The sequence below is a fragment of the Pedobacter sp. UYEF25 genome, assembly GCF_054061655.1.
This window is the reverse complement of the sequence record NZ_JBSSEL010000004.1, coordinates 96488-110656: the sequence shown is the minus strand read 5'-3', so window position 1 is coordinate 110656 and position 14169 is coordinate 96488. Positions and strand designations below refer to the sequence as shown.

Genomic DNA, 14169 nt, shown 5'->3' with positions numbered 1-14169 from the left:
GAAAGGTGCATGACCCTCAGGAAAGTCGATGCCAAAACTGCAGTAGCTGATTGTTAAAAATATTAAAAATCTAAAGCCATCTCCGTTACGGGAGATGGCTTTATCTATTTCAAAGCTAGTGGGAAAGCCTTTATGTTAATCTTTAGTCTTTTAACCCTTAACTTTTAACCTTCAACTCTCTTTATCCACACTTCGAGCTGCCGCAGTCTTTACAAGTTAGGCAACCTTCTTGGTAAATGAGTGAGGTACTGTTGCAGTTTTCACAGCGTTGTTTCCCTGTCTCGGTTCCATCGGCAACATAACGTTTTAAAGCACGCGCTACACCGTTTTTCCATGTGTTGATGCTTTCTGTATCCAATTGCATGCTGCTAATTAAATCTACCGCTTTATCGATCGGCATACCGTGCCGTAGCGTACTAGAAATTAATTTTGCATAGTTCCAAAACTCTGGATTAAACTTGTGAGAAAGCCCTTCTATGGTTGTTTTATAACCCCGTTGATTTTTATATTGAAAATCATAGCGGGAAGTTCCGTCTTCGTTTCTGGCTTTGATAATAAACCCTTCATTTACCCAACGTGGAATCAATATTCCATCTTCATCGTCTGAGAAACCTGTGAAAATCTCATAAGGTTTTCCATCAATCAATCCAATAAAAGCAATCCACTTGTCTTTGCTGTTTTGAAAACGTACTACATCAGCCTCCAATAATTCAGGCCGCTTGGTTGGAAACGTGGTTAGCGTTGCTTTCCCGTCGTCTTTCTTTTCTTCGTTAGAGATTAACACACCCGAGCGAGACCCATCTCTGTAAACGGTTACCCCTTTACAACCAGCTTCCCAAGCTTCTAAGTAAATTTTCCCAACCAATTCTTCAGTTACTTCGTTGGGTAAATTAATAGTTACCGAGATGGAATGGTCGACCCATTTTTGTACCGCGCCCTGCATTCTTACCTTGCTTAACCAATCTACATCGTTAGAAGTAGCTTTGTAATAAGGTGATTTCTTCACAATTTTATTGAGCTCTTCTTGGTTGTAATTTCTATCTGTGGCTATGCCATTCGCTTCCATCCACTGCTTAAAACGGTGGTGAAACACAACATATTCTTCCCAACTATCCCCTACTTCATCTACAAAATCTACCCGTACGTTCTTGTCGTTCGGATTAACTTTTCTTCGACGCTTGTAAACTGGGAGAAAAACTGGTTCGATGCCAGAAGTGGTCTGCGTCATCAAACTTGTTGTTCCGGTTGGCGCAATGGTAAGCAGAGCGATATTTCTTCTACCGTACTCCAACATATCGTAATACAATTTTTCATCCGCTCCTTTTAAACGAAGGATAAACGGATTGTTCTTTTCGCGTTCGGCGTCGAATATTTCAAACGCGCCACGTTCTTTGGCTGCAATAACCGATGCACGATAAGCTTCTATCGCGATTGTTTTATGTATTTCAACAGCGAAATCTACCCCTTCTTTACTGCCATATCTTAAACCTAAAGCGGCGAGCATATCTCCCTCGGCAGTGATGCCAATTCCGGTTCTTCTACCTTCCTTCGCTTTCTTCTTAATGTTGATCCAAAGATTTTTCTCTACTGCTTTTACTTCCTCAGACTGAGGATCCGCATCAATTTTAGCAATGATGGCATCCACCTTTTCAAGTTCGAGATCGATGATATCGTCCATTATTTTTTGTGCGATACCGATGTGCTTTTTAAAAAGTTCAAAATTAAATTTGGCTTTCTCGGTAAACGGATTTTCTACGTAAGAGAATAAATTAATTGCCAATAAACGACACGAATCATACGGACAAAGTGGAATTTCTCCACAAGGATTTGTAGAAACGGTTTTATAACCCAAATCTGCATAGCAATCTGGCACAGATTCTTTAATTATCGTATCCCAAAAAAGAATACCCGGTTCGGCAGATTTCCAGGCATTATGGACTATTTTCTTCCAAAGTTTTGAGGCTTCAATTTCTTGACTCTTTTGTGGGTTGTCGCTAAAAATCGGATATTTCTGAGTGTAATTTTTTCCGTCTTTTACAGCTTGCATAAATGCATCATCCATCCGCACCGAAACATTGGCACCGGTAACTTTTCCCTGTTCTAATTTGGCATCGATAAAATCTTCTGCATCTGGGTGATTTATGGAAACTGAAAGCATTAAGGCACCTCTTCTTCCATCCTGGGCAACCTCTCTAGTTGAATTAGAGTAACGCTCCATAAAAGGAACAATACCTGTAGAGGTTAAGGCAGAATTTTTTACCGGGGAACCCTTTGGTCTAATGTGCGAAAGATCATGACCCACACCACCCCTACGTTTCATTAACTGAACCTGTTCCTGGTCGATTTTCATAATACCTCCATATGAATCCGAATCACCGTCATTACCAATTACAAAGCAATTAGATAAGGAAGCAATTTGGTACGGATTACCAATCCCGGCCATCGGGCTGCCTTGAGGAACAATGTATTTAAAATCTTTAATGGCGTCGAAAACTTCTTTTTCGCTGAGTGGATTAGGATATTTTTCTTCTATGCGAGCAATTTCACTTGCAATGCGACGATGCATGTCATCGGGCGTACTTTCGTAGATATTTCCGTCCGAATCTTTTAAAGCATACTTATTTACCCAGACTCGCGCTGCCAATTCATCGCCTTTAAAGTACAGAACAGAAGCATCATAGGCTTCTTCTTGGGTATAAATTTTTTTGGTTTTAGATAGATTCTCTACTCGCATAACTGGGATTATTTTTTACCATGACAATAGTCAAAGAATTATAAATGTACAAAAACTGAGTATAAAATTTACTTTACGAAAAAATATGTCTCAAAATAAAAAGTATAATATTCTCATTTAAAGCATAATATGTTTTTAAAAAATTTAAAATGTTTACAAAAAATATACATGACAGAATTTTATGTTTAAAAGTTATTTTGTAAAAATAAAATAGAGTATACCATTTATTGATAAACATTTAGATCAAAACCACATTCGAATTTTCTAAAAATCATAGCCATTCACTACAATCAAAATATTGCTTCTAAGAGTTTAAAATATTCTCATCGACATGAACCATTTTAAAGGCGGGCAGGTTCAACGATAAGTTTTGCTAGTTTTGCTGATGAAGCCACTTACCACATATATGCCATAGCGCAACTCGTGAATACGGAACGAGTGAAATTTTTTAGTCTAAAATGGAGGCACTTCACTTAATTACTTGATGAGTTGAGGAAACAGTCGTGAGAATGCTGGTTCCACATGTATTAGCAGACTTATCATAGATAATCCCAGGAAAATATCCTGTTAAAAAAATCGTGTTAATTCAATAATTTATTAATTCTATTCCGAAAAAATAGCTTTTGTTTTTTCTATTATTTTATGCAAATCACTTATAGGTAAAGTGAGATCTGCAACAATTACAACTAAATTTATTCAGATGCTTATGGGTCAACATCGACTAATAAGATTACTTTAACTTAATATTATTGGTATCCGGTTAAAGCGAAATTTCATATTTTTGCAATTGCTATTAAATTTTAAACAAATGCCACCTTTTTTTTCCTAAAAGCAAAAAAATTATGCCTTATTAAAAGTAGCTGTTTTTTAACAATAATTAGAAGTTAAGAAATTCGAAATCGCAGTTTGTTAAGAAATAATTTGTCTTAATTTGATTAATCATTCAACTAAGAAAAGATGAACCAACATCACTTCAATAAATTACTAATTATTGCCTTCTTTCTCTTTTCACAATACTGGGCGAATGCACAAACACCTACAAATAATCCGTACGCAAAGCGTATTTTATTGCCGAATGGTTGGTCTCTAAGCCCGGCAGGAACTTCTTTACCCTTAGGCGATTTGCCATTAAACATTCAGCTGTCGCACAATCATCAACTTTTAGCTGTGACAAACAATGGCCAAAGCACTCAAAGCATCCAGTTGATTGACGCAAAATCTGATAAAATTTTGGACGAGCATCCCATTAAGAAAGCTTGGTATGGATTGCAGTTTAGCGCAGACGATAAAAAGTTGTATGTAAGCGGGGCAAATGACAATATTATTCTAGTTTATCCTATTGCTAAGCAAAAAATTGGTACCGCCGATACCATTACCCTCGGGAAAAAGTGGCCGAATAAAATTAGTCCGACAGGTATTGCGGTAAATAATAGCCAAACGATATTGTATACGGTAACTAAAGAAGACAATAGTTTGTATGTGGTAGATTTAACAACTAAAAAGGTTAAGAATCGCATTCCGTTGGGTGCAGAAGCCTATTCCTGTGTGCTTTCTCCAGATCAAAAAAGACTCTATATTTCTCTGTGGGGAGCTGAAAAAGTTGCTATTTACGATGTTAAACAGCAAAAAATAACAGATGGTATCGCTGTAGAAAATAATCCAAATGAAATAATTTTAAATAAGAAAGGCAGCGTCTTATATGTTGCGAATGCCGGGAATAATTCTGTTTCTGTAATTAATACCGATAGTAAAAAAGTGGTGGAAGTTATTTCTGCTTCCCTTTTCCCAACTAAGTTGACCGGCTCAACAACCAACGGATTGGCTTTATCGCAAGATGAAAAAACATTGTACATTGCCAATGCAGATAATAATTGCCTTGCAGTTTTTGATGTAAGCAAACCTGCAAATAGTGTGAGCAAGGGATTCATCCCTACTGGATGGTATCCTACTTCTGTTAAAAGTTATGGAGATAAAATTTGGGTTGCCAACGGCAAAGGCTTCACAAGTTTGCCGAATCCATACGGCCCGCAGCCTATTAGCAAGAATGATGACAGCGATTACCAAAAGAGCCCGACGGTTAAAAAGGAAGTGCAGTATATTGGCGGTTTGTTTAAGGGTACGCTTTCCATCATAAAACAACCAAACCCCGATCAATTGAACATCTACAGTGAGCAGGTACGGAGAAATTCACCTTTTCAATCAGAAAACGTAAACTTATCTGTTAAAAATTCCATTCCATTTAAATTAGGAGAAAGTTGCCCGATCAAACATGTGTTTTACATCATTAAAGAGAATAGAACTTACGACCAGATTTTGGGCGATGTAAAGACCGGAAATGGAGACAGTAGTCTTTGCCTTTTTCCAAAAAGTGTAACACCTAATATACATGCCTTGGCCAATGAATTTGTATTGTTGGATAATTTTTATGTGGATGCCGAGGTAAGTGCCGATGGGCACAATTGGAGCATGGCAGCTTATGCGAACGATTATGTAGAGAAAAGCTGGCCAATAAGTTACGGTGGCAGAGGCGGTACATATGATTTTGAAGGTACAAGGAAAATTGCTTTTCCGAAAGACGGATTTATTTGGGATTATTGCGAGAGGGCCGGAGTTAGCTACCGAACTTATGGAGAATTTACGGATGGAAAAACGGCAAATATCAAATCGCTCGAAAATCATTTTTGCCCAGGATATGCCGGTTTTGATATGAACATAAAAGACACCACCCGCTTTAAATCGTGGCGAGAAGACTTTGACTTGTTATTGGCTCAAAATAAAGTTCCGCAATTTAATACTCTACGTTTTTCTAGTGACCATACAAGCGGTCAAAAAATCGGCGCATTTACGCCCACCGCAGCTGTTGGAGATAATGATTTGGCTGTTGGATTGTTTGTTGATTATCTTTCGCACAGTAGCATCTGGAAAGAATCAGTGGTTTTTGTATTGGAAGATGATGCCCAAAATGGTCCTGATCATGTAGATGCACATCGTTCGCCGATTTTAGTGATTAGCCCATATGCAAAGAGAAAAGAAGTTAATCATACCATGTACTCTACAAGTGGCGCATTAAGAACAATGGAACTTATTCTCGGTTTGCCCCCGATGAGTCAATACGATGCCGCTGCCAAACCCTTATTTGAGTGTTTTACTTCCAATCCAGACTTTACTCCTTATAAGCACCTTAAATCGGGTAATGATTTGGAGGCGAGAAATATTGCTGTTAACGGGAGTTCTAAAAAATCTGCGCTATTTAATCTCAAAAAAGAAGATTCGATACCAGATTTAGAGTTAAATTCGGTTATTTGGAAATCGGTAAATGGAGAACATTCTGTTATGCCTGCGCCCCGAAGAAGTGCCTTTGTAATTGCCGAAAACAAGACAAAACACGATGACGATTAATTTCGATCTAGGTTATTTATTTACCTAAAGCCTAATTCCCAACACCTATTCCCTATCAACTAAAAACGCCATCAATGTAGTTTTTGGTGCGCTCATCTTTTGGATTTTGAAAAACTTCATTGCTCGGACCATATTCTACCAATTCTCCCAAAAAGAAAAAGGCAGAATAATCGCTGATTCGTCTGGCCTGCTGCATGTTGTGCGTAACCACAATAACAGTGTAATTCTTTTTAAGGCTTTGCATTAAATCTTCAATTTGCGCGGTAGACTTTGGGTCTAAAGAAGAAGTTGGTTCATCCATTAAAATCACTTCTGGCTTTAGCGCAATCGCCCTTGCAATACAAAGTCTTTGCTGCTGACCTCCAGACAAAAAACTTCCCTTATCATTCAATTTATCCTTCACCTCATCGAATAAGGCAGCCTTTTTTAAAGATTCATGTACAATTTTATCCTTGTCCTCTTTACTTAGTTTTACACCATTTAGCTTGTAACCGGCAATTACATTATCATAAATGCTCATGTTTGGAAATGGGTTAGGCTGCTGAAAAACCATCCCGATTTTTGATCTTACTAAAATGGGTGGAAGCGAATTGATGTCTCGCTCGTGCATTAAAATTTCTCCAGTCGTAGAAGCACTTGGCACAAGTTCATGCATTCTGTTGAGGCAACGCAAAAAAGTAGTTTTACCACATCCAGAAGGTCCCATTATGGCAACAACTTGATTAGGCTTAAAATTAACATTTACATTTTTAACAATTTCCTTATCACCAAAATAGGCACTCAAATTCTTGGTTCTTAATAGGTTATTCTCCATTTTTTAATAATGAGTTTGGTGGTAAAATTCATTAGAAGAATCCACACGATAAGTATAAATGATGCGCCCCAAGCCAAATTATGCCAACCCTCATACGGGCTAGTGGCATAATTAAATATGAGAAGCGGCAAACTCTGCATCGGCTCAGATGGCGAAGTTGATAGGTAGTGATTGCCAAAAGCCGTAAATAATAAAGGTGCTGTCTCTCCTGCCACCCTTGCAATTGCCAATAAAATACCAGAAACAATTCCGCTTAAAGCGGATGGAATAATTAACCCAATAATGGTTTTATGATAGGGAACGCCCAATGCCAAACAAGATTCTTTAAGCTGCTTGGGTAACAATTTTAAAGTTTCCTCCGTAGATTTTACAATAATGGGCAACATCATTATGGCAAGTGCAATACTACCAGAAAACGCAGAAAAACCACCAAAGGTCATCACCACCCAAAAGTAAGCAATGATGCCAATTACGATAGATGGAACTCCCATTAAAATATCGGTAAAAAATCTGCTCCAGGTGGCCAATCTTGTTCCATTACTTTCGTGTAGATAAATGCCACCAAGTACACCAAACGGAACCGCCATTGCGGTTGCCATCCCAACAATAATTAAGCTTCCTACCAGAGCGTTTGCAATTCCTCCGCCTTGCTCGCCTACCGGTTTTGGAATGTTGACGATAAAATCCCAGTTTATGCTGGTTATGCCTTGTTTGGCGATGTAAAAAAGAATTGATACTAATGGAATGATGCACAAACAAGCGAAAAGAATCACCAGACCTTTAACTATCTTATCTTTGTATAACCGTCTATTTATGGCGTGATTCATTTCGAGAAGCTTAATTTACTCATGATGGTTTTACCCAAATAATTAATAAGCGCAGTTAACAGAAAAAGTACCAGACCGATTTCTATCAGTGCAGAAAAATAGGTTTTGTTTGCCGCTTCTGTAAATTCATTTGCGATAAGACTTGCCATGGTATTGCCAGGAGAGAACAAACTTTTTGGTAATTGAGAAGCGTTGCCGATAACCATTGTTACGGCCATAGTTTCTCCCAATGCTCTACCTAAAGAAAGCAAAGACGCTGCAAACAGTCCGGAGCGCGAATAACTCATTACAACCATTTTAATCATTTCATAACGCGTGGCACCCATTGCATAAGCCGCTTCTTTCAAATTTTTAGGCACCATACTGATCACTTCTCTACCCATAGATGCAGAATAAGGAATAATCATGATAGAAAGAACAATAGAGGCGGTTAAAATCCCTACCCCGTAAGAGGGAATACCCAACTGTATTTGTATCGATCTTATAATCGGAATAAGAATAAATAGTGCCCAAAATCCATAAACCACAGATGGGATTCCTGCCATCAAATCAATGGCATTTCTTAAAATGGAGGAAAACCAGCCTTTCGGTTGATATTCGCCGAGATATAGACTCACGCCTAAAGAAAAAGGCAAAGATATGAGTAGTGCAAGGAACGAGGTAATTATAGTGCCCAACAAAAATGGGACTGCTCCGTAAACATTCTTTACCGGATCCCAAACAGTCCCGGTAAAAAAACTAAAGCCTGATGCCTTTATCGAAGGAAAGGAACTAATGAGAAGTGTTAAAAAAATTCCGGCCACCAACAACAGTAAAAAAGAAGAAACGGAAGCCAGCGTAATGTTAAATATTTTCTCCTGGTTTCTTATTTTGGCAAGACTGTGTAATGGAATTAACACTTGAGTTTCGTCATCCCAAACAGTTCCAGAAAGTTCTTTAATAACGGCTTTGGTACTCCTTTTCTTAATTTTTATCTTTTCCATTTTACTGTTGACTTAAAATCGGACTGCCATCGTAAATCGCAGACTTTAAAATATTTTCTGTAACTTTTATAGCAGCAGTAGGTAGCGGAGCATAATGTAGATCGGCATTGTATTTTTGAGCATCGTGTATCACCCACCAAAACAATTGAAGCAATGCTTCGGCTTTCTCCCTGCTCCTATTTTTATAATTCTGTTCTTTATAAATAATCACCCAAGAAAAACTAGAAATTGGATACCCTATGCTTGAATTGGAATTTGTAATTGAAGTTTTCGCATCTGCAGGTAGTTCTACCTCAGCGGAAGCGGAAATCGCAGCGATTGTTGGACTGATAAATTTTCCATCCTGGTTTTCAATTCTTGCAATACTCATTTTATTTTCGACGGCATAAGAGAGTTCTATATAGCCAATATTTCCTGGCGATAGTTTTACAAGACCTGCAACGCCTTCATTTCCCTTTCCACCTAAACCTATAGGCCAATTTACCGAGGTTCCGACACCAACCTTATTTTTCCATTCTGGATTTACTTTGGAGAGAAAATCGGTAAAAATAAAGGAAGTGCCACTCCCGTCAGATCGGTGGACTACGGTAATCATCAGATTTGGAAAGTTGATGTTCGGATTGTCTTTTTTTATTGCCGGATCGTCCCAATTTTTAATTTTTCCTAAAAAAATGGATGACAATACATTCGGAGAGAAATTTAAAGTGTCTTTAACGCCAGGAATATTATAGCTTACCACCGTTGCACCGATACAGACTGGAATGTGCAGTACCTCTGCACCCATCCCTTCGGTTTGCTCGTTATTTAGTGGTGCATCTGATGCACCAAAATCTATCGTTTTATTAGTGAGCTGTAAAACTCCACCACCAGACCCTATAGATTGGTAATTGATCTGAACTTTATTTTTATCGTGATATTTTGAGAAAATGGAAGAGAATAGTGGATAATCAAAACTACTTCCCGCTCCTATCAAACCGGTACTTTTATCTTTTTGATTGCATGAGGAATAAATCACAGCGATTAAGCAGCCAACTAGGATATATACAAAAATCAACTTAAATCTCTTCTTCTCAAGCATTCCTTGTTGATTTTTTCGCCTTATATTAAACCACTTGTGCTTAAGTTCTTCTTAAACAATATATTCTAAACGATATAAGCAATGCCTAATCATTTTTAAAAGGTAGGGTTTTTAACTCTGATAGACCTTAAATCAATGTTATGTTTAGGTTAACTATTTGTTAACCACAACTACTTAATCGCTCTGGTTAATTGCGAATAGAAATAAAAAAATCTTGTGTGGAAAGGGAATATTCTGACTTTTTAGTCGATTAAGCGCTTGTTTCTGGAAAAGAAAAAATATCAAAGTTTGAACTAGTAATTTTTGTCTACATCCACCATTAACAAATCACAACCCTAATTTTATGGTTTGTTGTTCATTAATTAACAAATGAAGTGGTACGTTTGGGATAAATTTTCTAAGAATTTTTAATCTGGAAAATGCAATCCATCAAATGAAAAAGCTTAAACTTATATCCGTCTTTTGTCCAATAATTTTACTTGTTTTTTCTTGCGGAAGGTTTAAAAAAACCAATGCTACCCTTAACAATCAGGAGTTGACCGCTCATCATTCTGCGTACGACGAGGGCATATTAAACAACAATACCTTACCGGTTTTAATGCCTTATAATAGGATTATTAGTCCGGCTGGCGAGACTCTTTCTTACGGAGATCCCGAGTTTGAAAACCACAGTTTGGATCTGGCCATTGTTACCGGAAAGGATGAAATAATTATCGAAGACCGTTACGGCATTTCAATAATGAATCCCGTTACGAAGAAAATTTTAAGCAGATGGTCTTATGACAAGTCTAATTTTAAAGGATACATGAGCACATATTCGGGAATCTCCTTATTGAGCGAAGGTGGGAAGGTGAAAATATTTTGGGGCGCTGCAAGCAGTGGCGCCGGAAAATCGAAGGTTTTTGAAGCTGTTTGGGATGGCGATAAAATTTCAATCGAAGACACATTTGACTTTGCCGCTTCGGGCGATGCTCCGTTGGCACTGCCAAATGAAATTGCCATAACCAAAGAATTGGGAGCAAACTTTCTATATGTGGTATTAAACGGAAACAATGAATTGGTCAAACTAAATCTTGCTAATAAAAAAACAGTTTGGACTAAAAAAACCGGTGCTGCACCTTATGGTCTAGTGATTTTAAAAGACAAAGTTTTTGTGACCAACTGGGGTGGAGAATTGCCGGCAAAAAATTCGAAACGCGAAACCGCAGGAGTTCCCCTTACCTACGGCAACATTTACATCGATCCGAAAACAGGTGCTTCTTCAAATGGCTCTGTAAGTGTTTTTACAACAGATGGAAAACCTGTTAAAAACATTGCCACGGGTCTCCATCCAAATGACATAGTAAGCAGTTTAGATGGCAGCTTTATCTTTGTAGCCAACGGAAATTCTGATAATGTTACCGTTATCAATACAGAAAGTTTGAAAGTAAGCGAGACTATTTCTGTTAAAATAGATGCGCAGAATAATGGTTTTATGGGTGACACGCCCAATGCATTGTCCATAGATTCTAATGGAACCAAGCTTTATGTAGCAAATGGCATGGATAATGCGGTAGCGGTAGTACATTTGGGCCAAAGTGCATCCACGATAGGGAAAGGAAAAAGCAACATAGCGGGGTTTATCCCAACTGAAGCTTATCCAGGTGGATTGGCGCTTTTTAAAAATCAACTACTGGTTACCAATTTAGAAGGCGAAGGAGCTAGGGTAAATAGTAAAGACATAAAGGGTACTTCTGCAGAAACTAACGACATCCCAAGTGGCGCTTATAATTCACATCATCAAAAAGCAACCGTTTCATTTATAGAACTACCTAATGAAGAGACGCTAACTACTTATACACAAAGAGTTAAAGACCTTATGCTGCATTTTAGAACAGCGTTGGCAAAACTAAGTCCGAGGAAAAACCAGCCTGCTAGGCCAATGCCAGAACGCATTGGAGAGCCTTCTGTTTTTAAACACGTTCTATACATTATTAAAGAAAACAGAACTTACGATCAGGTTTTGGGCGACATGCCACAAGGAAATGGTGAAAATAAATTGTGTCTTTATGGAGATAGCGTAACCCCCAACCAACATCAACTTGCTAAACAATTTGTGCTATTGGATAATTATTATGCTTCTGGAAAATGTTCTGCTGAAGGCCACCAATGGACAGATGCCGGAATGGTTACAGATTATGTAGAGAAAAATGTTCGGGCTTGGTTTAGAAGTTACCCACATGTGCAGACTGATGCCATGGTTTACCACCAAAAAGGCTTTATTTGGAACAATGTGGCCGACCATGGCAAAACCGTAAGGATTTATGGTGAAGCGGCAATCCCGGAAATGGATAATGCCTTATCTTGGACAGACATTTATAAAAAATATCAAGCTGGCGAAAAGCTCAGTTTTAAGAACGTAACGACCATATCAAGAGTTCGTCCATGGCTTTCTCCCAGTTACCCTGGATCTGATGAATTAAAAATCACTGATCAGTATCGTGCCGATGCCTTTATAAATGAACTTTTAGGATACGAAAAACAAGATGGAGACCAGCTTCCAAATTTGATGGTCATGGCCCTTTCAACCGATCACACTTCAGGAACGCGGCCCGGAATGCCTACTCCCCGCGCAATGATTGCTGATAATGATCTGGCTTTAGGTAGAATTATTGAGGCAGTTAGCAAAAGTAAATTTTGGAAAAACACAGTAATATTTGTAACTGAAGACGACTCTCAAGCAGGGTGGGATCATGTATCTGCCTACAGAACAACCGGTTTCATCGTTAGTCCATATAGCCAAACTGGCAAAACCGTTTCTGTAAACTATAACCAAACAAGTATGGTTCGATCAATTGAGCAGATTTTGGGTGTACCGCCTATGAATCTTTTAGACGCAACCGCCTTACCGATGTTTTCTTGTTTCGACAATAAACCCTTTGAGCAAAAATACATCGCTAAGAAAAACATCATCCCGCTTAATGAAATGAACAGATCGCTGTCTTCCCTAAAAGGAAAAGCGTTGTATTATGCAAAGCAGTCGCAAAAGAAAGAATATAATCATATTGATGGTGGAAATGATGGGATGATGAACCATATTTTATGGTTTAACGAAAAAAAGCAGATGGCATATCCTAAATTTATTGCAGGAAAAGATGATGACGATGAAGACTAATTTGATTCAGCTGTTTTGGGGTTTGAATAAATTTAGCATCGAAAAAAATTAAGAAAGGAAGCCGCAAATGTTTCTGGCATTTATTATCTCAAATACTCTTTGTTCTGCTTTGCTTATTTGGTTATGGTTGAATGTGATATTCCCGTCAGGGAATGTTTAAGCGATATGAGAAAATCAAAGGAATGTGATCTCATTGTAGTTATACTTTGAAGTAGGTATTAAACGGTTTTTATGTATAGATTGATTACTACAAAGATAAATTAGGAAATAATATCCGACGCATATCAACAAGGATAAATTGAAAATAAAAAGAAATGGAGCAATCCTATCTAGTTGATGCCTTGCTCCATTTCTATTAAAAATTTTTAACCCGACTATTATCGAGACTATTAAAAGTCTTGAACTGTTGGCCTGATTACAATTTCATTAATATCTACATCGGCAGGTTGCTCAATGGCATAAGCTATTGCTCTGGCTACGGCATCAGCCGGAATAGCAAGTTTGTAAAATTCGTTTACCCCAACCGAACTTTCTTTATGGTTGGTGCTGTGCTTTAATTCTGAATCTACAGCGCCTGGCTCTATCGTTGTCGTGCGTATATTACGCCCAACTTCGTGTCTTAATCCATCACTTATTGCGCGTACGGCAAATTTAGTTCCACTATAAACTGAGCCACCAGGACTGAAAACCTTAATTCCGGCCACAGACCCTAAGTTGATAAAGTGACCTGATTCTTGTTTTTGGAAAATTGGAAGCGCAGCGGCGATTCCATAAAGAACACCTTTGATGTTAACATCAATCATGCTATCCCATTCATCAGTCCTAACTTCAGCCATCGGCGCAATTGGCATGATACCAGCATTATTTATAAGTACATCGATTTTTCCGTATGTAGTTACCGCTATATCAACCAATGCTTTTACCTCTTCTTTTTTGGTTACATCGGTCACTTGATAAATTGCAGTGCCTCCCTTTGACGTGATATCTTTTGTAATTTGTATCAACTTATCTTCGCGTCTTGCGCCCAAAACAACTATCGCTCCCTTTTCTGCAAGATGCTTAGCTGTTGCCTCTCCTAATCCACTGCTTGCACCAGTAATCACGACTACTTTTTTTTCAATGTTGTTTTCCATTTTTTTTCTTTTTATAATCTATGTTTACACAGTTCTAACCTGTGCAA

At 38.1% G+C, this 14169-nt stretch carries 8 protein-coding genes; 2 read left to right on the top strand and 6 right to left on the bottom strand.

What is annotated here, in order from left to right; translation table 11 throughout:
• Positions 1-181 precede the first annotated feature (181 nt).
• On the bottom strand, positions 182-2734 hold the full coding sequence (locus ACVWYG_RS05975) for an adenosylcobalamin-dependent ribonucleoside-diphosphate reductase (RefSeq protein WP_457269254.1): 2553 nt from the start codon (positions 2732-2734) through the stop codon (positions 182-184).
• Positions 2735-3691: 957 nt separating this feature from the next.
• Here ACVWYG_RS05975 and ACVWYG_RS05970 point away from each other — a divergent pair.
• Complete coding sequence (locus ACVWYG_RS05970; protein ID WP_457269253.1) at positions 3692-6133, top strand: glutaminyl-peptide cyclotransferase; 2442 nt, start codon at positions 3692-3694, stop codon at positions 6131-6133.
• Positions 6134-6188: 55 nt separating this feature from the next.
• On the opposite strand, the gene pstB is transcribed toward ACVWYG_RS05970, so the two are convergent.
• Genes pstB through pstS form a run of 4 tightly spaced genes read right to left on the bottom strand, consistent with a single transcriptional unit; the run spans position 6189 to position 9835 of the window.
• Positions 6189-6947: a phosphate ABC transporter ATP-binding protein PstB gene (pstB, locus tag ACVWYG_RS05965; protein ID WP_457269252.1), complete on the bottom strand. Its 759-nt coding sequence runs from the start codon at positions 6945-6947 to the stop codon at positions 6189-6191.
• Entirely contained in the window at positions 6929-7774 is an 846-nt protein-coding gene (gene pstA / locus ACVWYG_RS05960; RefSeq protein WP_457269251.1) for a phosphate ABC transporter permease PstA, read from the bottom strand. Before pstA ends, pstB begins: the two co-directional genes overlap by 19 nt.
• The gene (gene pstC / locus ACVWYG_RS05955; protein ID WP_457269250.1) at positions 7771-8757 is read right to left on the bottom strand and encodes a phosphate ABC transporter permease subunit PstC; all 987 of its coding nucleotides are present in this window, start codon (positions 8755-8757) and stop codon (positions 7771-7773) included. The genes pstA and pstC overlap by 4 nt, the downstream gene beginning before the upstream one ends.
• 1 nt (position 8758) lies before the next feature.
• Complete coding sequence (gene pstS, locus ACVWYG_RS05950; protein ID WP_457269249.1) at positions 8759-9835, bottom strand: phosphate ABC transporter substrate-binding protein PstS; 1077 nt, start codon at positions 9833-9835, stop codon at positions 8759-8761.
• A 433-nt stretch (positions 9836-10268) separates the two neighbouring features.
• Here pstS and ACVWYG_RS05945 point away from each other — a divergent pair, with 433 nt between their 5' ends.
• Positions 10269-12989: an alkaline phosphatase family protein gene (locus ACVWYG_RS05945; RefSeq protein WP_457269248.1), complete on the top strand. Its 2721-nt coding sequence runs from the start codon at positions 10269-10271 to the stop codon at positions 12987-12989.
• A gap of 389 nt (positions 12990-13378) precedes the next feature.
• Here ACVWYG_RS05945 and ACVWYG_RS05940 read toward each other — a convergent pair whose 3' ends face one another.
• The gene (locus ACVWYG_RS05940; RefSeq protein ID WP_457269247.1) at positions 13379-14122 is read right to left on the bottom strand and encodes an SDR family oxidoreductase; all 744 of its coding nucleotides are present in this window, start codon (positions 14120-14122) and stop codon (positions 13379-13381) included.
• Positions 14123-14169: the final 47 nt, after the last annotated feature.